The following is a 21,896-nucleotide window of genomic DNA, read 5'->3' as shown; positions in this document are numbered from 1 at the left end:
CGGGTATCGGCGCGTCCGGGATGCCGCTGCCGATGATGGCGATTTTCAGGGTTGGTCCTTGATCGGTGGCTGGCTGCGTACCATGCGTTTGCCGATCTCCAGTTTCACTTGGTCCGGCCGTTTGGACAGCGGCCAGAGGGCGGCCATGAACGCAGCCGGGAAAGCGATTTCCAGCGGGCGGTCCTTGAGCTTTTCGAAGATGTGTCGCGCAGCTTTCTCCACCGGCCAGCTCAAGGGCATGGGAAAGTCGTTTTTCGCCCTCAGCGGCGTTTCGACAGGCCCAGGGTTGATCACCGTGAGTTCTATGCCTTCAGGGGCCAGGTCGATGCGCAGGGATTCGAACAGGTAACGCAGCCCGGCTTTTGAGGTGCCATACGCTTCTGCCTCGGGCAGCGGCAGGTAGGTGACCGTACTGGCCATGGCCACCAAATGGGGTGCGGTACCGGCCCGCAGCAAAGGCAGGGCGGCATCGATGCAATAACTACTGGCCAACAGGTTGGTACGCAATACATGCTCGACAATCGACGCATCGAACTGCCTGGCATCCACGTACTCGCTGGTGCCGGCATTGAGTATCACGGTGTCCAGCGAGCCCCAGTCCTCGGCAATCTGCTCGCCGATCTCGCGCACGGTCTGGCTGTTGGTCAGGTCACCGGCCACAACCAGCACTTGCCCCGGATAGCGTTGCGACAAGACTTTCAACTGCGCTACCGAGCGCGAACTGACGGCCAGGTGCGCACCGGTTTTCAGGATTTCTTCGGCCAGGGCCGCACCAATGCCACTGCTGGCACCGGTCAGCCAGTATCGTCGTGAGAGCGTATGACTCATCCCAATCTCCTTTTCAGCCAGGCCATTGGCCGGCCCAATATGGGTAAACATTTATGAAGCAGAGCCCCGGCATCGAGGTAGTTCCGGTGGCGGTCATTCATGATCCAACGCCGGCGTATTGGCGTGACGGCAGATTTTTGAACGCTGTCAACGCACGCGTACGGGATGCGCTCAAGTCGACGATCGGTGAAGGGTAATCCACCCCACCAAACAGGCCGCCGAGATTGGCGGGGTTGTGCACGTCTTTTTTATTCAGCCCTGCCAGCTCCGGCAGCCATTGCTTGATGAATACACCTTCGGGATCGAATTTTTCCGACTGGCTCAGCGGGTTGAAAATCCGGAAGTAAGGCGCCGAGTCGGTGCCGGTGGAAGAGCTCCATTGCCAGCCACCATTGTTCGCCGCCAGGTCGCCATCGATCAGGTGACGCATGAAAAAGCGTTCGCCTTCGCGCCAGTCGATCAGCAGGTTCTTGGTCAGGAACATCGCCACCACCATGCGCAGGCGGTTGTGCATCCAGCCGGTGGCCAGCAGTTGGCGCATGGCGGCGTCGATGATCGGCAAACCGGTGCGCGCCTGTTGCCAGGCGGCCAGTTCATCGGGAGCGTTGCGCCAGGCCAGCGCTTCGGTTTCCGGGCGAAACGCGCGGTGCCGGGACACTCGCGGGTAGCCCACCAGGATGTGTTTGTAGAATTCGCGCCACAGCAGTTCGTTGATCCAGGTGACGGCGCCTGTGTTGCCGCTTTCGAACTCGCCCTGATTGCTGTTCAACGCGGCGTGCAGGCATTGGCGTGGAGAAATCACCCCGGCGGCAAGATAGGCCGAGAGCTGACTGGTGCCGGGTTTTGCCGGGAAGTCGCGTTCGTTCCGGTAGTGGTCGATCTGCGCTTCGCTAAAGCTGTCGAGGCGGCGCCGGGCTTCGGTTTCGCCGGCCGGCCACAGGCTGCGCAAGTGATCACCGGGCGTTGCGAAACCCTCGATGCTCAAGGGGATCGCATCGCTGGCAATGTTCAGCGGCGCTTGTTTGTGCGGCGCGCGGACCAGGCTGGGCAGCGAGTGGTGCAGTCGTTCGTAGCAGACTTTGCGGAACTGGCTGAAGACCTGAAAGTAAGTGCCGGTCCGGGTCAGCACGCTCCCGGGCTTGAACAGCAATTGATCGAGGTAGCGGTGAACTTCGATGCCTTCGGCCTGTAGCGCCCAGGCGACCGCAGCATCGCGACGGGACTCGTGAATGCCGTACTCATCGTTGAGGTGCAACGCGTCGACCTGCCACTGTCGGCACAGGTTGAGCAATACGCTGGGCGCGTCATCCCAGCGGGGTGCCTGGCGGATCAGCAGGGGAATGTTCAGTTGAGCCAGTTCGCTGCTCAGCTCGCGCAGGTTGCGCAGCCAGAAGTCCACTTTGCAGGGCGCATCGTCATGTTCCAGCCATTGCTCCGGACTCAGCAGGTACACCGCCACGCACGGGCCACGAGCCGCGGCGGCCGAGAGGGCGGTGTTGTCATGTAGGCGCAAGTCGCTGCGCAGCCAGATCAATTGCATAGGGGGATCCACGCGATTCATTTAAATCAGCCCGCACTGAACGAGTGCCTGATGTGCCGACAATGGATCTTCGGCCAGGTACAAGTCAGTGATCTCGTTGGTACTGGCGGACAACTCGGCGTGGTGGATGCACACCGTTGGTCCGGCAATCATTTTTGGGCAACTGACACCTTTGAAAAGTTTCGGCAGTTGCGCCAGGTTCATGGCCTTGCTGGAGTACAGCAAAACCCCGCGGGGTTGCAGCAGTTCGACCGCCAATGCCAGTTCGCTGACTGGCAGCGGCCCGTCGAAGACCTCCACCGGGCAATCCGCGCTGCTGATCAGCCAGGCCGTGAGCCACAGCTGAGGTTCCATGGGCAGGTCCGAGTGGTTGATCAACAGCAGTGGCGCGGTGCGCAACTGACGATTGTTATGGTAGATGCGCGCGCCGAATTTGCTGCGCAGCCAGGCAGAAAAAAACACACGCTCCATCTGCGCACCGAACTGGCCTTGCCAGCGTTGCTCCAGAGCGGCCAGCAAAGGCATCAACAATTGCTCGCACAGGGTTCGCGGCGGATACAGCGCCATCGCCTGATTGACGTTGTCATCCAGGGCGCGTTCCTGCAATTCGCTGACTGCCTGCAGCAGCGTTAGCAGCAAGGTGTGCCAGTCGTTGTCCACGGACTCGCTGAATACTTGCGGCGTGTCGAGCAATTCCTTGACCTGGCTGACGGCGACGCCACGGTTGAGCCAGGTGAGGATGGCCTGGACACGTTGTACATGATCGGGCGAGAACAGCCGATGCCCCTTGGGGGTGCGTTGCGGCACGATCAGACCGTAGCGCCGCTCCCAGGCGCGCAGGGTCACGGCATTGACGCCGGTCAGGCGCGCCACCTCGCGGATCGGCAGCCAGCCCTCGTCCAGTGCCTTTTTAAAGTCATCGCCGAGGTCTTCGCGGGCGCTGGTGTCGAGTGTCTTTTTCATCAGATGGCGTTTCGCAGGCTGAGGTTTTCCGGGTGCGGTTGCAGATAGACCTGCTGTGCGATGTACGGATCGGGGTGTTGGCGAAAGTGATGTTTGAGCAGCGTCAGCGGCACCACCAACGGCACGATGCCTTGGTGGTACTGGCTGATCAGCTGTTGCACTTCCTGCTTGTCTTCGCGGCTGATGGCCTGTTTCAGGTAACCGCTGATGTGTTGCAGGACGTTGGTATGGGTGCGGCGGGTGGCGCACTTTTTCAGCGCTGCCATCAATTCGCTGAAATATCGGGGGCCCAGTTCCTGCGGATCGTTTTTGCCCATGCTGCCCAGCAGGTGGCCCAGGGCTTTGTATTGCACCGGATTGTGGGCCATCAACAGGTATTTGTAGCGTGAGTGAAAGTCCGTGAGGCCGCGCCGGGTCAAGCCTGCCTGGCGTAGCTGCTGCCAGGCACTGTAGGCGAATACGCGGGTGAGGAAGTTTTCCCGAAGCACCGGATCGTTGAGCCGGCCGTCTTCCTCCACCGGCAAGTCCGGGTGCAGCAGGCAGAAGGCCTGGGCGTAGATCCCGCGACCGCCACTGTCCGCTCGTGTGCCGTTGGCGTGGTAGACCTTGACCCGCTCCAGGCCACAGGACGGGGAATTTTGCATGAAGATATAGCCGCAAATATCCCCCAACTGCCCTGCCATGTCCCGGCCGTAGTTGGCCAGCGGTTGTGTCACGTTCAGGTTGTGATCCAGGGTTCCCACGGCTTCGGGTTGATCGGCACCACTCACCAGTCGAATCGGTTGGCGGGGTACGCCGAGACCGATGGCCACTTCCGGGCAGACCGGGATGAAATCGAAATAATCAGTGAGGGTACGGCTGCACAGCCGCGATTCCTTGTGCCCGCCGTTGAAGCGCACATCGAGTCCCATCAGGCAGGCGCTGATGGCTATTTTCGGTTTGACAGGGGCGTGGGACATCGGAACACCTCGAATCTAAACCTGTACAAACATTTGTGTCTGTACAAGATAACCTCATCATAGATTCGAAGTTATACAAGTCAAATTTTTTGTATAGGTTTTTGGGTGCAATGCCCCCTGTAGGAGCTGCCGAAGGCTGCGATCTTTTGATTTTGTTTTTCAAGATCAAAAGATCGCAGCCTTCGGCAGCTCCTACGCATCATTGCAGGTGTTCATGCAAGCGGCGGGCAGCTTCCTGACCGCTCAGCCAGGCGCCTTCGACGCGTCCGGACAGGCACCAGTCGCCACAGGCGTACAGCCCCAGGTCGGCATCGGCCAGGGTGCCCCATTCGTGATTGCTGGCGGGGCGGGCGTAAAGCCAGCGGTGGGCGAGGCTGAAGCTCGGCGCTGGCATGGAGTCGTGCAGCAGTTCGGCAAACGCGCCGTGCAACTGCTCGATCACCGCTTCCTTGGGCAGGTCGATGTGTTGCCGGCTCCAGGCACTCGTGGCGTGCAGCACCCAGGTGTCGAGGGTGTTGTCGCGCCCGGGCTTGCTGCGGTTGCGGGCCAGCCAGTCGAGTGGGCTGTCCTGTACGAAGCAGCCTTCCATGGGCGTTTCCAGGGGCGTTTCGAAGGCGAGGGCGATGGCCCAGGTCGGGTCCATTTTCACCCCGGCGGCAGCCCCTGCGAGTTTCGGCGCCGATGCCAGCAAAGCCGTGGCCTGGGGCGCCGGCGTGGCGATGACGACGTGGCTGAACGGTCCATGGGTGAAGCCCTCGGCGTCCTGCAGATGCCAGTGCTCTTCCCCGCGATAGACCTCGGTGATCCGGCAGGCGAAATGCACTTCAAGATCACCGAGCAGGGCGCGGGTGATGGCACTCATGCGGGGTGTGCCGACCCAGCGGGTCTGCTCGTCCGGCGACAGATTGAGCTGACCGCCATGGTAGGTGTATAGCTGCGGCGTCCACTCGGCGACCCAGCCTCTGGCCTGCCAGCGCTGGACTTCCGTGACAAAGCGGCGGTCGCGGGCGGTGAAATACTGCGCGCCCATGTCCAGAGCACCCGCATCGCTGCGCTTGCTCGACATGCGCCCGCCGCTGCCGCGGCTTTTATCGAAAAGTTGAACCACATACCCGAGGTCCGTAAGGGCCTGGGCGGCGGAGAGTCCGGCAATGCCGGTGCCAATGATTGCGATAGGTACAGTCATAGGGGCCTCGTTTACCTTTCTGTACAGACTACGCCGGGGTTCAAACCTGTACAATATTGTTTTTTGGTATAACTTTTAGCGTTCTCGTTCTGACAGCTTGGCCTATTGTTAACCATAGAGCCTGCTCGATACCAAAGATCCCTGCTTATAAAAATAGACTAGTGGACAGGGTAAAACGCCACGCGAGGAAGAAGTCATGCACATATTGCTGACCGGCGGTACTGGTTTGATAGGACGTCAGCTCTGCCGGCACTGGTCGGGACAGGGCCATCGCCTGACAGTCTGGAGTCGCAAGCCTGAAAAAGTCGCGAAAACATGTGGTGCCCAGGTGCGTGGAATTGCCCGGTTGGAGGATCTGGGGCAGGAGCCGGTAGATGCAATCGTCAATCTGGCCGGAGCGCCGATTGCCGACCGGCCCTGGACGCACAAGCGTAAAACCTTGTTGTGGAGTAGCCGGATCACACTGACTGAAACCCTGCTGGCGTGGCTGGAAAGTCGCGAGCAGAAACCCCAGGTGTTGATTTCCGGTTCGGCTGTCGGCTGGTATGGCGACGGTGGCGAGCGAGAACTGACCGAGGACTCGGGGCCGGTCAGCGAAGACTTCGCCAGCCAGTTATGCATCGCCTGGGAAGAAACCGCACAACGGGCTGAAGCGCTGGGGATTCGCGTCATCCTCATTCGAACCGGGTTGGTGCTGTCGGCCGAGGGCGGCTTTTTGTCGCGGCTGTTACTGCCCTTCAAGCTGGGGCTGGGAGGGCCGATCGGCAACGGCCGGCAATGGATGCCATGGATTCATATCGACGATCAAATCGCTCTGATTGATTTTCTTCTGCATCGTAACGAGGCCAGCGGTCCCTATAATGCGTGCGCACCCAAACCGGTGCGCAACCGCGAGTTTGCCAAGACGTTGGGCAGCGTGCTGCATCGCCCGGCATTCATGCCGATGCCGGCCTTCGCCTTGAAGGTCGGGCTGGGCGAGTTGTCCTTGCTGTTGCTGGGCGGCCAACGGGCCACGCCGGTTCGCTTGTTACAGGCGGGTTTCACTTTTCAGTTCACGGATTTGCGTGCGGCACTGGATGATCTGTCCGCTCGCCTTTGAAATAGGATGTTGCATGACCGATCACGCGTTGCTTCTGGTCAACCTGGGTTCACCTGCCTCCACCTCGGTGGCGGATGTGCGCAGCTACCTCAATCAATTTCTGATGGACCCGTACGTGATCGACCTGCCATGGCCGGTGCGGCGCCTGCTGGTGTCGCTGATCCTGATCAAGCGTCCCGAGCAGTCGGCCCATGCCTATGCCTCGATCTGGTGGGACGAGGGCTCGCCGCTGGTGGTGCTCAGCCGTCGCCTGCAACGGGCCATGACTGCCCAGTGGCAACACGGCCCGGTCGAGCTGGCGATGCGCTACGGTGAGCCGTCGATCGAGTCGACGCTGGTGCGCATGGCTGCGGCGGGGCACAAGCGAATAACCCTGGCGCCGCTTTATCCACAGTTCGCCGACAGCACCACCACCACGGTGATTGCAGAAGCCAAGCGTGTGCTGCGCGAAAAAGGACTCGATCTGCAATTGTCGATTCTTCAGCCATTTTATGACCAACCGGAATACATCGACGCATTGGTCGCCAGCACGAGGCCACATTTGCAGCAGGATTACGATCACTTGCTGCTGAGCTTTCACGGATTGCCGGAGCGGCACCTGACCAAGCTCGATCCGACGGGGAAGCATTGCTTCAAGAATGAGGATTGCTGCAAGAACGCGTCGCCAGCGGTATTGGCCACCTGCTATCGCGCGCAATGCCTGCGGACAGCATCGGAGTTTGCCAAGCGCATGGGTTTGCCGGACGGCAAGTGGTCGGTGTCATTCCAGTCGCGCCTGGGACGCGCCAAATGGATCGAACCCTACACCGAGGCGCGCCTCGATGAGTTGGCCAAAAGCGGCGTGAAAAAGATTCTGGTGATGTGCCCGGCGTTCGTTGCCGATTGCATCGAGACCCTGGAAGAGATCGGTGATCGCGGCAAGGAGCAATTCCGCGCGGCGGGGGGGGAGGAGTTGGTGCTGGTGCCGTGCCTCAACGACGACCCGCATTGGGCGCGGGCGTTGAGTGCGTTGTGCGAGCGCGCGCCGTTGGCGCTTTAAAAGCTTCGTCGGAACGCCGCCCGGAGCAAGCCCGCTCCCACAGGGAAATGCATTCCAAAATTGTGGGAGCGGGCTTGCTCGCGAAGAGGCTCTTACAGTCAGCGAAAAATCCGAACCTGCTTAGATCAGCGGCTCATTCGCCTTCTTGTGCTTCCAGCTGTCATTGCCCGGCAGGATCAGGTTCAAGCCAATCGCCACCACCGCGCACAGCGCGATGCCTTTGAGGCCGAAGTCGTCCGGCCCGGTGCCAGTGCCGATCAGCACACCGCCGATCCCGAACACCAGGGTCACCGAGACAATCACCAGATTGCGCGCCTCGCCCAGATCGATCTTGTGGCGGATCAGTGTGTTCATCCCCACCGCCGCAATCGAACCGAACAACAGGCACAGAATTCCGCCCATCACCGGCACTGGAATGCTTTGCAGCAGCGCACCGAACTTGCCGATGAACGCCAGGCTGATGGCGAAGATCGCCGCCCAGGTCATGATTTTCGGGTTGTAGTTCTTGGTCAGCATGACCGCGCCGGTCACTTCGGCGTAGGTGGTGTTGGGCGGGCCGCCAAACAGACCGGCCGCCGTGGTGGCAATGCCGTCGCCGAGCAGGGTGCGGTGCAGGCCGGGCTTCTTCAGGTAATCGCGACCGGTCACGCTACCCACGGCAATCACGCCGCCGATGTGTTCGATGGCCGGGGCCAGAGCCACCGGAACGATGAACAGGATCGCCTGCCAGTTGAATTCCGGCGCAGTGAAGTGAGGAATGGCGAACCAGGGGGCCGCAGCGATCTTCGCGGTATCGACCACGCCGAAGTAGAACGACATGCCGAAACCGACCAGCACGCCGGAAATGATCGGCACCAGGCGGAAGATGCCCTTGCCGAAAACCGCAACGATCAGCGTGGTCAGCAGCGCAGGCATCGAGATCATCATCGCCGTCTGGTAATGAATCAATTCACTGCCGTCACCGGCCTTGCCCATGGCCATGTTGGCGGCAATCGGTGCCATTGCCAGGCCAATCGAAATGATCACCGGCCCGATCACCACCGGCGGCAGCAGGCGGTCGATGAAACCGGTGCCTTTGATTTTCACCGCGAGGCCGAGGAAGGTATAGACGAAACCTGCTGCCATTACGCCGCCCATGGTCGCGGCCAGGCCGAACTGGCCCTTGGCGAGAATGATCGGGGTAATGAAGGCAAAGCTCGATGCCAGGAACACCGGCACCTGACGCCCGGTGACGATCTGGAACAGGATCGTCCCCAGGCCGGCCGTGAACAGCGCCACGTTCGGGTCGAGACCGGTGATCAGCGGCATCAACACCAGGGCGCCGAAGGCCACGAACAGCATCTGTGCACCCGACAGCACCGTGCGCCAGAGCGGATCGTTGAACTCTTGCTGCATGGTCACGCGTCCTTCTGCTTGGTGCCGAAGATCTTGTCACCGGCATCGCCCAGCCCCGGGATGATGTAGCCATGTTCGTTCAGTTTTTGATCAATGGACGCGGTATAGATGATCACGTCCGGGTGAGCCTTCTCGACCACGGCAATACCTTCTGGCGCAGCGACCAGCACCATGGCGCGGATGTCCTTGCAGCCGGCTTTTTTCAGCAGGTCGATGGTTGCAACCATCGAGCCGCCGGTGGCGAGCATCGGGTCGATGATCATGGCCAGGCGTTCGTCGATTTCCGGTACCAGCTTCTCGAGGTAGGTGTGGGCCTCGAGGGTTTCCTCGTTGCGGGCCACGCCCACTGCGCTGACTTTGGCACCAGGGATCAGGCTGAGCACGCCTTCGAGCATGCCGATGCCGGCACGCAGGATCGGCACCACGGTAATTTTCTTGCCGGCGATTTTCTCGACCGACACAGTGCCGCACCAGCCATCGATATCGTAGGATTCCAGCGGCAGGTCTTTGGTGGCTTCATAGGTCAACAGGGCGCCGACTTCCTGAGCGAGCTCACGGAAATTCTTGGTGCTGATGTCTGCGCGGCGCATAAGGCCAAGTTTATGACGGATCAGCGGGTGGCGGATCTCATGGATGGGCATGGGGAAAGGCTCCGGCGGCGGGCAAAAAAACCGGCCTAGATTAATCTATCCGAGGGTGTTGTCCTATAGACATACAGTACGTTAGTCCACAAACGCTTGATCTGGCCTCGCTTGATGCGTACCTTTGCCCGCTTTTCCCGAATCCGCCATCCCCTGGAGAGCACCATGTCCGCTGATCTCGAGCATATCCGTCAAATCATGCGAGAGGCTGACTGCCTGTACACCGAAGCTGAAGTCGAGGCGGCCATCGCCCGCGTCGGTGCACAAATCAACGATCAACTGGCGGATTCCAACCCGGTGGTGTTCTGCGTGATGAACGGCGGGCTGATTTTCTCCGGCAAGCTGCTGACCTATCTGCACTTCCCGCTGGAAGCGTCCTACCTGCACGCTACCCGCTATCGCAACGAAACCAGCGGCGGCGACCTGTTCTGGAAGGCCAAGCCGGAAGTTTCCTTCATCGACCGTGATGTCTTGATCATCGACGACATCCTCGACGAAGGGCACACCCTGGGTGCGATCATCGACTTCTGTAAACACGCTGGCGCACGTAAAGTGCACACCGCCGTGCTGATTGATAAAGACCACGACCGCAAGGCCCGTCCGGACCTCAAGGCCGATTTCGTCGGTCTGCCGTGCGTCGACCGCTACATCTTCGGTTACGGTATGGACTACAAAGGCTACTGGCGTAACGCCAACGGGATTTTCGCCGTTAAAGGAATGTAAGACATGGATACGCCGCGTTTTCTGGATCAGACCTTGTTCGCCGAGCTGGCCGGGAAAGCCGCGGCCAATCCTCGCGGGCGCCAACACCATAATTTCCATCAGATGGAAGACGCTTGCCATCGCATGGCGGTGGGGCTGCAACCGTCCACGTATATCCCGCCTCACCGGCACTTGGGTGACAACAAGGCCGAAACCTTGCTGGTCCTCAAAGGCCGCCTCGGCGTGTTGATTTTCGACGAAGCCGGCGCTGTGCTGAGCAAGACAGTTCTGCAGGCCGGTGGCGACTGTGTGGGCGTGGATCTGCCAACTGGCGTATTCCACGGCTTGGTGGTGCTGGAAGCCGATAGCCTGATGTTCGAATGCAAGGCCGGTCCTTACCGTCCGGTCGGTGAGGGTGAGCTGGCGCATTGGGCGCCGCGCGAAGGCGAGCCTGGTGTTGCCGAGTATCAGGCCTGGATGCACGCGCAGTTCGATTAGGATCAAAAGATCGCAGCCTGCGGCAGCTCCTACAGGGGCTGCGATCTTTTGCTTTTACACCCGTGGTAAAGTGCCCGGCCCCGCCCTCCGGAGCCCGTCATGAGTGTTTTGATCCGCTGTTGCGCCGCTCTGGCGCTGACCCTCAGCCTGCCCTTGGCCGCCGCCCCGGCGCCCATGCACAGTCAATTCCTGCCGCCGGACGATCTCACTTTACGCGCTGCTGATCCCGAGCAGCAGCAACTGATGCAGGTCACCGATTATTCGGTGGTGGTCGGCGCTCAGCGTCAATCCACTCAACAGCCGATTCCGGTCACTTCGCCGTTGCTGATTCGTCTCAAGGGCAAATCCCTGAACAAGGGCGCTAACATCAGTCAGGTGCTGGTCAACTTCGATGGTGAAAGCAAGAGCCTGAAGAAGCCGATTTACGATGAGTCGAGCAAGACCCTGACCCTTTATTACCCGCTGGCGCAATACCGGGTGGTGATCGACTTGCTGCGCAATGAGACGGTGTATTGCCAGTTTCTCAGCTACGCCAACGGCCATGTTTGGGCCGATCTGCATACCGGCAGCACTCGTGCGCGTTGAGCCCTGTGCCTGCGCGGGGGTAAACTGCCCGCCCCGTGAAATGTCTGCGAGCTGGAGTCGGCAATGCGTAAAGATAAAAAACAAGTGATTGGTGACGAGATCGGCGATGAGCAGATCAAGTTGTTCCTCGATTTCGAACCGGTCGACGCGACTTCTCCGTCCCTGCACAAACTGGTCAAGGCTTACCGTGGCCTGCGCATCGACGATTTCGAGCGTTTCCTGACGTTCTTCGTCGAAGCCGGTTACGACGTGAATGGCAAGGATGAGCACGGCAATGACTTTGTTGCCCTGATCAAGGATCAGCGCAACGCGCCGGACTACATCGAGTTGATCGAGAAAGTTCGCGGTTAAGATCCACAGATCGGTTGTTCCTGTAGGAGCTGTCGAGCGAAGCGAGGCTGCGATCTTTCAAGGCATAAAAAAACGCCCCGTCCTCAGTGAGAACGGGGCGTTTTTCATGCAACCGAATCAAGCGTAGCTTTCGGTCTCGCTGCTGGCTTCAACCAGTTCCAGGGCAACGTTGTTCTGCGTGTTGATCTTGCGATACAACGCAGCGTCGGTTTCCAGAACCTTCTCCCGGGCCGGGAAGATTTCTGCCAGTTTGCCTGCCCATTCGCCCTTGGCTTTGCTCGGGAAGCATTTCTCGATGAGTTCGAGCATGATCGAAACAGTCACCGATGCACCTGGCGAAGCGCCGAGCAGTGCCGCCAGGGAACCGTCCTTGGCCGCAACCAGTTCGGTGCCGAATTGCAGGATGCCGCCTTTTTTCGGGTCTTTCTTGATGATCTGCACCCGTTGGCCGGCCACTTCCAGGCGCCAGTCTTCGGCTTTCGCCTCCGGGTAGAAACGACGCAGGGAATCCAGGCGCTGCTCCATCGACTGCATCACTTCGCTGACCAGGTACTTGGTCAGGTCCATGTTGTTTTTTGCCACGGCCAGCATCGGGCCGATGTTGCCGGCGCGAACCGACAGCGGCAGGTCCATGAAGGAGCCGTGCTTGAGGAACTTGGTGGTGAAACCGGCGTACGGTCCGAACAGCAGGGACTTCTTGCCATCGACCACGCGGGTGTCCAGGTGCGGCACGGACATTGGCGGTGAACCTACGGCAGCCTGGCTGTACACCTTGGCCTGGTGGTGCTTGACCACTTCCGGGTTGTCGCAGCGCAGCCACTGGCCGCTGATCGGGAAGCCGCCGAAGCCTTTGCTCTCTTCGATGCCCGAGGCTTGCAGCAGCGGCAGTGCCGCGCCACCAGCGCCGAGGAAGACGAATTTGGCGTCGACTTCACGGGTGTTGCCGCTGTTGACGTCCTTGATGCTGACGGTCCAGCCGCCGTTGCTGCGCTTGAGACCGGTCACGCGCTTGCAGTACTTGACCTGGGCATCGGGTGCGCTGGTCAGGTGCTTGAGCAACTGGTTGGTCAAGGCGCCGAAGTTGACGTCGGTACCATTGATCACGCGGGTGGCGGCAAGGGTTTCGCCGGGGTCGCGCCCAGGCATCATCAATGGCATCCACTCTGCCATTGTCGCCTTGTCTTCGGTGTATTCCATGTCGGCGAAGGCGTGGTGCTTGCTCAGCACCTTGAAGCGTTCCTTGAGGAAGGACACGCCGCTGTCGCCCTGCACGAAACTCAGGTGTGGCACCGGGCTGATAAACGACTTGCACGAGCCGAACGTGCCTTTTTTGGTCAGGTACGACCAGAACTGCTTCGACACCTCGAACTGGGTGTTGATGTGCACGGCTTTCTTGATGTCGACGGCGCCATCGGCTGCCTGCGGCGTGTAGTTGAGCTCACACAGCCCGGCGTGACCGGTACCGGCGTTGTTCCACGGGTTGGAACTCTCCGCGGCACCGGAATCCATCAGCTCGACGACTTCCAGCTTGATCGCGGGGTCGAGCTCTTTGAGCAGGACTGCAAGGGTGGCACTCATGATGCCGGCCCCAACCAGTACTACGTCGACTGCTTCGTTATGCGCCATTTAACGCGTCTCCAAAATCTGCAGCACCAAATTGTCGGCATGGCTGCCAGGTGTTCCGGGGCGTGTCAGTGTGGCCCCAAGGTATCCATGGCAGTATCGCCATGTCCGAATCTTCGCAATTTATCGCAACTTCGACGGACGCTACCTGCCGGGTCTAATAAGAGCCCTATGGACTCATTTCAACGTGCGACTGGCAATTCGACTTATGGTCGATACATCCGTTTGTGCAACCAAATCCGTAGCGGACAGGCTTCAGGCTCCGGTGTTCGAGGAATACTCGGTCCTGTGTCGTTGGGCTGTTGTAGACGCTAATGGTGCATGTTCAGACGCAAAACTATTCATTTGCTCGCCACACTCTTGTGAAGTTGTGAAAACCCGTTTTTTTCACGCTCTTTTGAAGACGTGAACCTCAAAAAGGGCTGTCCCAGCCTGGCACCGTGCCCGGGTGGATTGCCGCCATGGGATACAGGGCAGGCAAAAACGGGCAAACAGCTCAGTGACCGAGCGTAATGACAGCTCTGCAGATTCGCGAAAAGTGGAGGTTTTGCTCAACAAAACAGCAAGCGCGCCAGCTTCACTCGATCTGTGTGGGCGGCTCTCTGTGGGCGGAGCGGGGTGTCAACACAAGCGCATTGACGATGCTGCGAGGCCCGATCAGGAGACGTCCTTATAATCGGGGGGAGATTGTATCTAAGAAACGCAGGGAAATGGTCGTGTTTTATGACTTTTATTAGGTGTTTGGTCAGGTCGTCAGCAGTTGCTGTGCACGCGAGCGTGGCTGGTGCGGTTGCGAAACGACGCGGGCGCCGGCCGGCAGCGGCTGATTCAGCCAGTTCAGGCGGATTTCCTCGATTTCAACCCAGCCATCTCCCATGGGCTGCAAGCTGCACTGCTTGAAGGCCTGGCAGTGGCCGTTGCGGTCGAGCAGGGCGAAGCAGCGGTGCAACGGGCGTGGCGCGAACAGAGAGATCAGATGGCGCATGGTGAAGTACCGTGTGGGGATTGCCAGAAGGTTGCCTGTAGGCCATTACGTGCAAGTGTAGGAGTGGTGACATCTGTGTGACATGAACTGCAATCCCCTGGGTTTGTCAGAGATTTCATCAAACACTGTGAGGTGCTGGTTCCCCGCAGTGGCGCACCGCTATACTGCCGGCCTGTTTGTGCCTGATTCTGGAGAGAAGAGCATGTTGCAACGCCTGTTGTTCGGTTTGATCACTGTGACCAGTTTGACCCTGGTTGGCTGCGCCCACAGCCCGCAACAACTGAGCCCGGAACCCAAGCTGACCGCCCAGTTGGCCCCGGTCGGCCATGGCCAGCCCGTCGTGGTGCGTGTCGTGGACGGTCGCCCGTCGCCGACGCTGGGCACCCGTGGTGGGCTGTACCCGGAAACCAGCGCGATCACCGTGCAGGGCGCGCAGATCCTGCCGAAGCTGCAGGCCCAGGCTGAAGCTGCCGTGCGTCTGTTGGGCTTTACCCCGACGACCAACGCCATGAATGCGCCGCAACTGACCGTGACCCTGGCGGAACTGAAGTACCAGTCGCCCAAGGAAGGCATGTATGTGACCGAAGCCACCATCGGCGCGACGTTCCGCTCGGATGTGCAGAACGCCAACCGTCGCTACAGCGGCCGTTATGGTTCGTCCCTGGACCAGCGCTTCGGCATGGCGCCGAACCAGGAAACCAACACCAAGCTGGTGAGCGATGTGCTGAGCGATGCGTTGACCCGCCTGTTCAAGGACCCGACCGTAGGGCAGATTCTGGGCGAGTAATGCGAGCCCCGTAGGAGCTGCCGAAGGCTGCGATCTTTTGATCTTGATCTTGATCTTCGGCGGCTCAACCCTCAAAAAACAAATCAAAAGATCGCAGCCTGCGGCAGCTCCTACAGGACGGTTTCGTCAGAAGGATGTCGTCAGGAGAAGGGCGTCATTAAGCAGCCTGCGAGTAAAAATCCAGCACACTCACGCCCGTCAGCAAGTCCGCCTCCGGCAAATCCGCATGTTGATGCCCACCCAAGGCGCAATACACCAGCCAATGGCGATCCTGAACGTTGAAGGCGAGGCTGCCAACGAGGGTTTGTTGTTCTTCGCTGGGGGTGATGAGGTAGAGACGATCCTGGTTTTCGGCGTGGAGCATGACGTGATCCGTGTCGGTTTCGGGATGCGCATGTTCGCCGATACAGATGACGAAGCCGTGACTCAGGACAGCCATTGATCAAAAGCTTCGTTATTTGTCGGAAACAGAGGGCAGGGGCGCAGGCTTTCGGTAGAATCCGCGCCGCGGTCGCCCGTCTGGCACCTGCTACCTGATTGACCTGAGGTTCGTAATGTCGCTGCACTTGATGACGCTGTTTACCGCCCATCCCGCCAAACTGATCAATCTGCTGGCCTTGCTGTTTGCCTTCCCGGGCGGCTGGTTGCTGCACGCCACCCGTCGCCGCGAACTGCGTGCGATGGCCAGTTTGCAGGCGCAGCGCCAGAGCAGCCCAAACGTAGAGCCCACGCTGGATTGGGCGACCTTGCGCATGAACCGGTTTTTCTACATCTTCGGTTTTGCCTGCATGGGGATGGCGCTGCTGGTGTCGTGGATCAGCACTCAGGTCTGAATCTTTTCAAAGCAAAAGATCGCTTACAGCGGCAACCCTGCCTTCACCCGGTACTGATTGCGCACCGGCGTTGCATATTGCAGCACCAGGAATGGACGATGCTCTGGCGGGCAAGCGTCCAGGCGGCGTTGCCATTCTTCCTGGGCCTTGGCCAGTTCTTCGGCCGGGAACACCTCGGCGGCCTTCGGCACCTGCAACTGCGGATCAGCGTCTTTCCACTGCGCGTAAGCCAGGTAGTGCACCGGGAACAAGCGATAGCCGCTGAGGATTTGCTTGTCCATCTCGACCGCCAATTGCTTGGTGTCCTCGAACAGTTCGGTGATCGGCGCGGCAAAGTTCACATGCACCCGGCCCTTGTAGCCGGTGATGCCCTTGGCGATGCTCACGTCATCCTCGCCCGGCACCTTGGTGTAGCTGCCGGTGGTGGCGCGGATGTAAAGCTCGCGGGCCTTGGCCTGATCGCAGGGGTCGTATTCGTAGCTGATCGACACCGGGGTCAGGTTCAGCGACTGAATGACTTCGCCGAACGGCTCGTCCTTGCGGCTCATGTGGAACATCTTGAGGATCGCCGATTCGGTACGGTCGTCACCGTCCTTGGCGCGGCCCTCGGCCTGGGCGATCCAGATCGAGGCGCAATCGTTGCGGATCGAATGGTTGATATACGCCGACAGCAATTGATAGGCCGCCATTTTCTCCCGGCGACCGCTGATCGAGCGGTGCACGATGAAGCTCTTGTTCAAGCGCATCAGGTCGCTGACGAAAGGCTTTTGCAGCAGGTTGTCGCCAATGGCGATGCGCGGGGTCGGCAGGCCGGCGTGGTACACGGCGTAGTTGACGAAGGCCGGGTCCATCACGATATCGCGGTGGTTGGCGATAAACAGGTAGGCGCTGCCGGACTTGAATTGCTCCACCCCGGTATAAGTGACACCGTCGGTGGCGCGCTCGATGGTGTGGTCGACGTAAACCTCGACTTTGTCCTGTAACGTGGCCACGCAGGTCACGCCGGCAAACTCACGGCGCAGCCGATGGGCTATAAGAGGTTTGAGCGCCCAGCCTAAAGCGCCGGCAAAACGCGGGAAGCGGAAGTGGGTGAGGATATCTAGAAACGCCTTGTCGCCGAGCAGCCGGTCCAGCACCGCTGGGACTTCGCTGTCGTCGTAAGGTCGGATGGCATCGAATTCGCCCATCATGCTCTCTTGTTAGAAACGGCTAGGGTAAGTAAAGGTTTTGTTCGAAAACCGGCGGGGCACGGTCTGAAAAAGTAGCCAGACAAAAATAGCCCTGCAAATAGACCGGCGATTATACGCACAAGTCACCTGGGAGACCGCGATGCTGGAAAACGCAGTGTATGAATGTCCGTATTGTGGTGAGGAGGTAGAGACTACTCTGGATTTGTCCGGTGGCGATCAGACCTACATCGAGGACTGTCAGGTGTGCTGCCGGCCGATAACCTTCGTGTTGCAGGTTCATGAGGATGAATGGCATCTCGAAGTGTTCAGTGAAAACGAATGAGGGGCGTGTATGCAGCGCATCTACGATCCGGAAAACCTGATGGAAGGCGAGTTGCTGCAAGGCATGCTCGCCAGCGAGGGTATCGAGGCGCATCTGGTGGGCCGTGATTTGCTCGGCGGCTCCGGGGAGTTGCCGATCTATGGCCTGCTCGGGCTGTCGGTCGAGAACGACCAGGCCGAATACGCCCGCGAGCTGATCACCGCGTACAATGCAGCGCTGCCGCTGTCCGGCGATGAACCGGACAGCTTTCCCGGCACGCTGGTCTGTTAGGCTGGCGTTCGTTTGATCAAGAGCCGTGTTGCCCCATGTGTGGACGTTATGCCTTGTTTCGCTGGAACCCTGCCTTCGCGGCCCTGCCCGGTTTTCCCGCCGACCAGAAGGCGCAGTGGAACATTTCTCCGAATGATTCGGTGTTGATGCTGCGGGCCGAGCCTGACGGTCAGCGCTCGCTTGCCCGCGCCCGCTGGGGCCTGACGCCACCCTGGCTGACCGATCTGTCCCGCACCCCGGCCCACGCCCGCGCCGAAACCGTTGCCGAGCAGCCAATGTTTCGCCAGGCCTTGCGCGAGCGCCGCTGCCTGTTGCCGGCCAATGGTTTCTACGAGTGGCGCGGCACGACGCGCAAGCGCCCGTACTGGCTGACACCGGGGGAGGGCTCGTCATTGTTTTTTGCGGCGATCTGGGAGGCGTATCCGGTACAGGAGCAGGTGTGGCTGAGTACCGCCGTGATTACCCAGCCGGCGGCGAGCCAGCGACGACCGTTGATTCTTGATGAGGCGGGGCAGGCCGCGTGGCTCGATCCCGAGACGCCGTTGCATGCTTTGCAAGCCTTGCTGGCCAGCGAGCCTGCCGCGTTGCGCGAACGGGTGCTGGCCAATATGGTGAATGATCCGAAGCTCAATGGACCGGAGTGTCTCACGCCGGGTTGAGTGGCGCGTCTGAAAAGATCGCAGCCTGCGGCAGCTCCTACACGGGATCGGCGTACATCCTGTAGGAGCTGCCGCAGGCTGCGATCTTTCAATCCTAAACCCTGAACTGATTGATCAACCGCCGCTGCTGTTCCGCCAGCTTGGTCAAATCCGCACTGGCCGCACTCGACTCATCCGCACCACCGGCCACTTCATTGGCCACCTGCCCAATGTTGATCACGTTGCGGTTGATGTCGTCCGCCACCGCACTTTGCTCCTCGGCCGCGCTGGCGATCTGGGTGTTCATGTCGTTGATCACCGACACCGCCTGAGTAATGGTCTCCAGTGCTTCGGCGGCCTTCGAAGCGTGCAGTACGCTTTCGTCCGTGCGGTTCTGGCTGTCTTCCATGACTCGCACCACATCCCGCGTGCCTTGCTGCAGTTGCTGGATCATGGCCTGGATTTCTTCGGTGGCCTTTTGCGTCTTCTGCGCCAGGTTGCGCACCTCGTCGGCCACCACGGCAAAACCCCGGCCCTGTTCACCGGCACGGGCCGCTTCGATGGCTGCGTTCAGGGCCAGCAGGTTGGTCTGCTCGGCGATCCCGCGAATGGCGGTGAGGATGGCGTTGATGTTTTCGCTGTCCTTGGCCAGGGTCTGCACCACGCCGACGGCCCGACCGATCTCCACGGCGAGGGCGCCAATCGAGTTCGAGGTGTCGCGCACGATCTGCATGCCTTGGCTGGCAGCTTGATCGGCATGGCTGGCGGCCTGTGCGGCCTGGGTCGCGTTGCGTGCCACGTCCTGGGCGGTGGCGGTCATTTCCTGCACGGCGGTGGCCACCTGATCGATCTCGGCCATTTGCTTGTGTACGCCGGTGTTGGTGCGGATGGCGATGTCGGCGGTGTGTTCCGATGAATCGCTGACGCTCTGCACCGATGTCACCACCTGGGTGATCATCGCCTGCAACTTGGCCAGGAAGGTGTTGAAGCCTTTGGCGATCGAGCCCAGCTCATCGGCGCGGTCGCTGGTCAGGCGGCGGGTCAGGTCGCCTTCACCCTGGGCGATATCGTCGAGCATGGCCACCATCTGCTTGAGCGGACGGGCGATGCCGTGGCCCACCAGCCAGATCACCAGCAAACCGATACCGGCAATCACCAGGCCGACCATCGCCATGCCGAAGGTGTCGGATTTACGCTGCGCATCCAGGTCGGCCTGGAGTTTTAGCAGGTCGGCCATGACCGCGTTCAGCGGCAATTGCAGCATCAGGGTCCAGCGGGCTTCGGTCTGGCCGATGCCGAACGGCAGGTACAACTCGATCCGGCCCTGGGCCTTGTCGACGGTGTAGGTGACTTCGCCGCGCTTGAGATTGGCCATGTTGGCAATCTGCTTGCTGTCGAGGATATCGCTGACCTTTTCGCCGAACTTGCTTGGATCCTTGGTGTAGGCAACGATGCGGCCATTGCCGCCGATCAGGGCCATTTCCCCGGCGCCGCTGTAGAGTTTCTGGTTGGCGCCCAGGAGCATTTCCTGAATGAAGTTCACCGACAGGTCGGCGCCAACGATGCCCTGGAAAGCACCATTGAGCATGATCGGTTCAATAAAGGAGGCGAGCATGACGATTTTGTCGCCCACCTTATAAGGCGCCGGATCGATCACGCAGGATTTTCCGGTTTCTTTCGAGCACAGGTAGTACTCGCTGGCGCGCACGCCGGTGGACAGGGTTTTCTGGTCGTCGACGTCCACCAGTTTGTCCAGGCCCAGGGTGCCGTCGTCGTTGCGGAACCACCAGGGCAGGAAGCGCCCGTTGCTGGCGTCGATGCCGACCACCTGGGTGCCGACGTAGGCCGCATCGTTGTGGTCCAGTGCGTCTTTTTCCCAACCGATGTAGGTGCCGAGGATCTTCGGGTTCTTGACCACGTTTTCCTTGATCAGGCCGATCAGTTGCTCACGGCTGAGGCTCAGGGCGGGCTGGCCATCGGCACCGGGTGTGCCGATCAGGGCGTTGACCCGCACCAGTCCGCCGGCGATCAGCAGCGGTGCTTCGAGTTCACGCTGGATCTGGCTGACCTGGGTCTGCGCCAGGGACGTCAGGCGTTGTTCGATGACTTGCTCGAACTGGGCCTGGGTCCGTTCCTGGACCATGTCCTGCGTCCGGGCCCCGGAAAACAGCGCGTACACCACCAGCGCTGCCACGACACTAAGGACAATGGCGCCGGCAAGGGCCGCCACGGAAAACTGGATCGACTTGAATTTCATGGAGGCTCCACACGCGAAAGGACGTCTGCCCAGGTGTATCGGCAAGGTGTCGGGCGGGCATGAGCGAGGGTCGTTGAAATGGCTGTTTTTGCGTGGCGGATGTCGCAAATGAATCAATGCGCGGCGTGACGGGCTGCGGCTCGCCCCGGAATGTGAATTTTTTCCTGCATCGATGAGAGCTTTGCCTGAATTGCGCGTCTTATGTCTATTGTCTCTGGCGTCGATACCATTCCACGCCTAGGATACCCGGCATGTTTTCAGGGAGTTTTTCGATGAACAAGACATTGGCTCTATGTGCGCTGAGCGCCAGTCTGCTGCTCGCTGGTTGCCAGTCGGTCAATACCACCAGTGGTGGCGCTGTCGGCGTTGAGCGCAAGCAGTACATGTTCAGCATGTTGTCCTCGCAAGAGGTCGACCAGATGTACGCCCAGTCCTATACACAGACTGTGAATGAGGCGAGCAGCAAAGGCGTGCTGGACAAGACCAGCAGCGATGCCAAGCGTGTTCGGGTCATTGCTGACCGGCTGATTGCCCAGGCGCCGAACTTTCGTCCGGACGCGGCCCAGTGGAAATGGGAAGTGAACCTGATCAAGAGCGACGAGCTCAATGCCAACTGTGGTCCTGGCGGCAAGATCTTTGTCTACACCGGGCTGATCGACAGTCTTCAACTCACTGACGATGAACTCGCCGCGGTCATGGGCCATGAAATCGCCCACGCCCTGCGTGAGCACGGTCGTGAGGCGATGTCCAAGGCATACGGTATTGAAATGGCCAAGCAGGGCGCCGGTGCATTGCTCGGGTTGGGCCAGGACAGCCTGGCCCTGGCGGATGCGGTAGCCAACTACGGCATGACCTTGCCCAACAGCCGTGCCAATGAAAACGAGGCGGACCTGATCGGCCTGGAGCTGGCTGCCCGCGCCGGGTACAACCCGAACGCCGCGATCACCCTGTGGAACAAGATGAGCAAGGCCAGCGAAGGTGCCCCGCCGGAGTTCCTCAGCACGCACCCGTCTTCGAGCAGCCGGACTGCGGCGTTGCAGGCGGCGATTCCGAAGGTTATGCCGTTGTACGAGCAGGCCAAGAAGTCCTGATAGTCATGCGGTAAGGCTGTTGGCCTCTTCGCGAGCAAGCCCGCTCCCACACTGGATATCGGTCGTACACAAAATTTGTGTTCACCGAAGATCAATTGTGGGAGCGGGCTTGCT

24 protein-coding genes and 2 pseudogenes are annotated in these 21,896 nt (G+C 60.1%); 12 read left to right on the top strand and 14 right to left on the bottom strand.

Annotation, left to right across the window (positions count from 1 at the left end):
• Positions 1-45: 45 nt before the first annotated feature.
• From C9422_RS15355 to C9422_RS15330, 6 genes and pseudogenes are all read right to left on the bottom strand, one after another.
• The gene (locus C9422_RS15355) at positions 46-828 is read right to left on the bottom strand and encodes an SDR family oxidoreductase (RefSeq protein ID WP_116581212.1); all 783 of its coding nucleotides are present in this window, start codon (positions 826-828) and stop codon (positions 46-48) included.
• Positions 825-920: pseudogene (locus C9422_RS32545) on the bottom strand (transcriptional regulator); the annotation flags it as partial. The pseudogene C9422_RS32545 and the gene C9422_RS15355, both read right to left, overlap by 4 nt.
• A 5-nt stretch (positions 921-925) precedes the next feature.
• Positions 926-2,368, bottom strand: a complete 1,443-nt coding sequence (phrB, locus tag C9422_RS15345; protein ID WP_116581210.1) for a deoxyribodipyrimidine photo-lyase — start codon at positions 2,366-2,368, stop codon at positions 926-928.
• 21 nt (positions 2,369-2,389) lie between these two features.
• Positions 2,390-3,331: a MerR family transcriptional regulator gene (locus C9422_RS15340; RefSeq protein ID WP_116581209.1), complete on the bottom strand. Its 942-nt coding sequence runs from the start codon at positions 3,329-3,331 to the stop codon at positions 2,390-2,392.
• Positions 3,331-4,290, bottom strand: coding sequence for a DUF523 and DUF1722 domain-containing protein (locus C9422_RS15335; RefSeq protein ID WP_116581208.1), 960 nt, complete (start codon positions 4,288-4,290; stop codon positions 3,331-3,333). The genes C9422_RS15340 and C9422_RS15335 overlap by 1 nt, the downstream gene beginning before the upstream one ends.
• A gap of 199 nt (positions 4,291-4,489) precedes the next feature.
• The gene (locus C9422_RS15330; RefSeq protein WP_116581207.1) at positions 4,490-5,476 is read right to left on the bottom strand and encodes an NAD(P)/FAD-dependent oxidoreductase; all 987 of its coding nucleotides are present in this window, start codon (positions 5,474-5,476) and stop codon (positions 4,490-4,492) included.
• A gap of 196 nt (positions 5,477-5,672) precedes the next feature.
• Here C9422_RS15330 and C9422_RS15325 point away from each other — a divergent pair, with 196 nt between their 5' ends.
• Complete coding sequence (locus C9422_RS15325; protein WP_116581206.1) at positions 5,673-6,575, top strand: TIGR01777 family oxidoreductase; 903 nt, start codon at positions 5,673-5,675, stop codon at positions 6,573-6,575.
• A gap of 13 nt (positions 6,576-6,588) precedes the next feature.
• Positions 6,589-7,614 (top strand): ferrochelatase, encoded by a 1,026-nt coding sequence (gene hemH, locus C9422_RS15320; protein ID WP_116581205.1) that lies wholly within the window; start codon positions 6,589-6,591, stop codon positions 7,612-7,614.
• Positions 7,615-7,734: 120 nt separating this feature from the next.
• Here hemH and C9422_RS15315 read toward each other — a convergent pair whose 3' ends face one another.
• Positions 7,735-9,009, bottom strand: a complete 1,275-nt coding sequence (locus C9422_RS15315) for a uracil-xanthine permease family protein (RefSeq protein ID WP_095965568.1) — start codon at positions 9,007-9,009, stop codon at positions 7,735-7,737.
• Positions 9,010-9,011: 2 nt separating this feature from the next.
• Positions 9,012-9,650 (bottom strand): uracil phosphoribosyltransferase, encoded by a 639-nt coding sequence (gene upp / locus C9422_RS15310; protein ID WP_007973856.1) that lies wholly within the window; start codon positions 9,648-9,650, stop codon positions 9,012-9,014.
• A 165-nt stretch (positions 9,651-9,815) separates the two neighbouring features.
• Here upp and C9422_RS15305 point away from each other — a divergent pair, with 165 nt between their 5' ends.
• The 4 genes from C9422_RS15305 (at position 9,816) to C9422_RS15290 (ending at position 11,786) form a co-directional block, all read left to right on the top strand.
• Positions 9,816-10,373: a hypoxanthine-guanine phosphoribosyltransferase gene (locus C9422_RS15305; RefSeq protein ID WP_007973854.1), complete on the top strand. Its 558-nt coding sequence runs from the start codon at positions 9,816-9,818 to the stop codon at positions 10,371-10,373.
• Between the two features lie 3 nt (positions 10,374-10,376).
• On the top strand, positions 10,377-10,850 hold the full coding sequence (locus C9422_RS15300) for a WbuC family cupin fold metalloprotein (RefSeq protein ID WP_104449391.1): 474 nt from the start codon (positions 10,377-10,379) through the stop codon (positions 10,848-10,850).
• Positions 10,851-10,949: 99 nt separating this feature from the next.
• Positions 10,950-11,435 (top strand): hypothetical protein, encoded by a 486-nt coding sequence (locus C9422_RS15295; RefSeq protein ID WP_116581204.1) that lies wholly within the window; start codon positions 10,950-10,952, stop codon positions 11,433-11,435.
• A gap of 63 nt (positions 11,436-11,498) precedes the next feature.
• Positions 11,499-11,786: a PA4642 family protein gene (locus C9422_RS15290; protein ID WP_007973850.1), complete on the top strand. Its 288-nt coding sequence runs from the start codon at positions 11,499-11,501 to the stop codon at positions 11,784-11,786.
• Between the two features lie 117 nt (positions 11,787-11,903).
• Here C9422_RS15290 and mqo read toward each other — a convergent pair whose 3' ends face one another.
• Together mqo and C9422_RS15280 are read right to left on the bottom strand one after the other, a co-directional pair.
• On the bottom strand, positions 11,904-13,412 hold the full coding sequence (gene mqo / locus C9422_RS15285) for a malate dehydrogenase (quinone) (RefSeq protein ID WP_104449388.1): 1,509 nt from the start codon (positions 13,410-13,412) through the stop codon (positions 11,904-11,906).
• A 742-nt stretch (positions 13,413-14,154) separates the two neighbouring features.
• Complete coding sequence (locus C9422_RS15280) at positions 14,155-14,394, bottom strand: hypothetical protein (protein ID WP_104449387.1); 240 nt, start codon at positions 14,392-14,394, stop codon at positions 14,155-14,157.
• A gap of 202 nt (positions 14,395-14,596) precedes the next feature.
• On the opposite strand from C9422_RS15280, the gene C9422_RS15275 reads away from it, so the two are divergent.
• Entirely contained in the window at positions 14,597-15,181 is a 585-nt protein-coding gene (locus tag C9422_RS15275; RefSeq protein ID WP_102701910.1) for a YajG family lipoprotein, read from the top strand.
• 157 nt (positions 15,182-15,338) lie between these two features.
• Here C9422_RS15275 and C9422_RS15270 read toward each other — a convergent pair whose 3' ends face one another.
• Positions 15,339-15,545, bottom strand: coding sequence for a hypothetical protein (locus tag C9422_RS15270; RefSeq protein ID WP_116581246.1), 207 nt, complete (start codon positions 15,543-15,545; stop codon positions 15,339-15,341).
• A gap of 190 nt (positions 15,546-15,735) precedes the next feature.
• Between C9422_RS15270 and C9422_RS15265 the strand changes: the two genes are divergently transcribed.
• Positions 15,736-16,014 carry a hypothetical protein gene (locus C9422_RS15265; protein ID WP_007979321.1) on the top strand — a complete coding sequence of 93 codons (279 nt, stop codon included), beginning with the start codon at positions 15,736-15,738 and terminating at the stop codon, positions 16,012-16,014.
• Between the two features lie 23 nt (positions 16,015-16,037).
• Here C9422_RS15265 and C9422_RS15260 read toward each other — a convergent pair whose 3' ends face one another.
• Positions 16,038-17,201, bottom strand: coding sequence for a 1-acyl-sn-glycerol-3-phosphate acyltransferase (locus tag C9422_RS15260; protein ID WP_178082422.1), 1,164 nt, complete (start codon positions 17,199-17,201; stop codon positions 16,038-16,040).
• Between the two features lie 142 nt (positions 17,202-17,343).
• Here C9422_RS15260 and C9422_RS15255 point away from each other — a divergent pair, with 142 nt between their 5' ends.
• From C9422_RS15255 to C9422_RS15245, 3 genes are read left to right on the top strand one after another with little or no spacing between them, the layout of a single operon-like run.
• Positions 17,344-17,526 carry a CPXCG motif-containing cysteine-rich protein gene (locus C9422_RS15255; RefSeq protein ID WP_101161926.1) on the top strand — a complete coding sequence of 61 codons (183 nt, stop codon included), beginning with the start codon at positions 17,344-17,346 and terminating at the stop codon, positions 17,524-17,526.
• Between the two features lie 9 nt (positions 17,527-17,535).
• Complete coding sequence (locus tag C9422_RS15250) at positions 17,536-17,796, top strand: putative signal transducing protein (RefSeq protein WP_007979315.1); 261 nt, start codon at positions 17,536-17,538, stop codon at positions 17,794-17,796.
• A gap of 35 nt (positions 17,797-17,831) precedes the next feature.
• On the top strand, positions 17,832-18,455 hold the full coding sequence (locus C9422_RS15245) for an SOS response-associated peptidase (protein WP_102701912.1): 624 nt from the start codon (positions 17,832-17,834) through the stop codon (positions 18,453-18,455).
• Positions 18,456-18,549: 94 nt separating this feature from the next.
• Here C9422_RS15245 and C9422_RS32915 read toward each other — a convergent pair whose 3' ends face one another.
• Positions 18,550-19,293, bottom strand: coding sequence for a methyl-accepting chemotaxis protein (locus C9422_RS32915; protein ID WP_371317821.1), 744 nt, complete (start codon positions 19,291-19,293; stop codon positions 18,550-18,552).
• Positions 19,294-19,404: 111 nt separating this feature from the next.
• Positions 19,405-19,602, bottom strand: a pseudogene (locus tag C9422_RS32910) (HAMP domain-containing protein); the annotation flags it as partial.
• Between the two features lie 1,361 nt (positions 19,603-20,963).
• On the opposite strand from C9422_RS32910, the gene C9422_RS15235 reads away from it, so the two are divergent.
• Positions 20,964-21,782, top strand: a complete 819-nt coding sequence (locus tag C9422_RS15235; protein ID WP_116581201.1) for a M48 family metallopeptidase — start codon at positions 20,964-20,966, stop codon at positions 21,780-21,782.
• Positions 21,783-21,896 lie beyond the last annotated feature (114 nt).

It is taken from the genome of Pseudomonas sp. B1(2018) (genome assembly GCF_003097365.1).
Taxonomy (GTDB): Bacteria; Pseudomonadota; Gammaproteobacteria; order Pseudomonadales; family Pseudomonadaceae; genus Aquipseudomonas; species Aquipseudomonas laurylsulfatiphila.
Note: the sequence above shows the minus strand (reverse complement) of the source record. Positions and strands in the feature narration are given on the sequence as shown.

Coding starts and splice junctions, on each gene's coding strand:
- C9422_RS15355 (WP_116581212.1), bottom strand. CDS start 828: ATGAGTCATACGCTCTCACGACGATACTGGCTGACCGGTGCCAGCAGT.
- phrB (WP_116581210.1), bottom strand. CDS start 2,368: ATGCAATTGATCTGGCTGCGCAGCGACTTGCGCCTACATGACAACACC.
- C9422_RS15340 (WP_116581209.1), bottom strand. CDS start 3,331: ATGAAAAAGACACTCGACACCAGCGCCCGCGAAGACCTCGGCGATGAC.
- C9422_RS15335 (WP_116581208.1), bottom strand. CDS start 4,290: ATGTCCCACGCCCCTGTCAAACCGAAAATAGCCATCAGCGCCTGCCTG.
- C9422_RS15330 (WP_116581207.1), bottom strand. CDS start 5,476: ATGACTGTACCTATCGCAATCATTGGCACCGGCATTGCCGGACTCTCC.
- C9422_RS15325 (WP_116581206.1), top strand. CDS start 5,673: ATGCACATATTGCTGACCGGCGGTACTGGTTTGATAGGACGTCAGCTC.
- hemH (WP_116581205.1), top strand. CDS start 6,589: ATGACCGATCACGCGTTGCTTCTGGTCAACCTGGGTTCACCTGCCTCC.
- C9422_RS15315 (WP_095965568.1), bottom strand. CDS start 9,009: ATGCAGCAAGAGTTCAACGATCCGCTCTGGCGCACGGTGCTGTCGGGT.
- upp (WP_007973856.1), bottom strand. CDS start 9,650: ATGCCCATCCATGAGATCCGCCACCCGCTGATCCGTCATAAACTTGGC.
- C9422_RS15305 (WP_007973854.1), top strand. CDS start 9,816: ATGTCCGCTGATCTCGAGCATATCCGTCAAATCATGCGAGAGGCTGAC.
- C9422_RS15300 (WP_104449391.1), top strand. CDS start 10,377: ATGGATACGCCGCGTTTTCTGGATCAGACCTTGTTCGCCGAGCTGGCC.
- C9422_RS15295 (WP_116581204.1), top strand. CDS start 10,950: ATGAGTGTTTTGATCCGCTGTTGCGCCGCTCTGGCGCTGACCCTCAGC.
- C9422_RS15290 (WP_007973850.1), top strand. CDS start 11,499: ATGCGTAAAGATAAAAAACAAGTGATTGGTGACGAGATCGGCGATGAG.
- mqo (WP_104449388.1), bottom strand. CDS start 13,412: ATGGCGCATAACGAAGCAGTCGACGTAGTACTGGTTGGGGCCGGCATC.
- C9422_RS15280 (WP_104449387.1), bottom strand. CDS start 14,394: ATGCGCCATCTGATCTCTCTGTTCGCGCCACGCCCGTTGCACCGCTGC.
- C9422_RS15275 (WP_102701910.1), top strand. CDS start 14,597: ATGTTGCAACGCCTGTTGTTCGGTTTGATCACTGTGACCAGTTTGACC.
- C9422_RS15270 (WP_116581246.1), bottom strand. CDS start 15,545: ATGCTCCACGCCGAAAACCAGGATCGTCTCTACCTCATCACCCCCAGC.
- C9422_RS15265 (WP_007979321.1), top strand. CDS start 15,736: ATGTCGCTGCACTTGATGACGCTGTTTACCGCCCATCCCGCCAAACTG.
- C9422_RS15260 (WP_178082422.1), bottom strand. CDS start 17,201: ATGGGCGAATTCGATGCCATCCGACCTTACGACGACAGCGAAGTCCCA.
- C9422_RS15255 (WP_101161926.1), top strand. CDS start 17,344: ATGCTGGAAAACGCAGTGTATGAATGTCCGTATTGTGGTGAGGAGGTA.
- C9422_RS15250 (WP_007979315.1), top strand. CDS start 17,536: ATGCAGCGCATCTACGATCCGGAAAACCTGATGGAAGGCGAGTTGCTG.
- C9422_RS15245 (WP_102701912.1), top strand. CDS start 17,832: ATGTGTGGACGTTATGCCTTGTTTCGCTGGAACCCTGCCTTCGCGGCC.
- C9422_RS32915 (WP_371317821.1), bottom strand. CDS start 19,293: ATGGCCGAGATCGATCAGGTGGCCACCGCCGTGCAGGAAATGACCGCC.
- C9422_RS15235 (WP_116581201.1), top strand. CDS start 20,964: ATGAACAAGACATTGGCTCTATGTGCGCTGAGCGCCAGTCTGCTGCTC.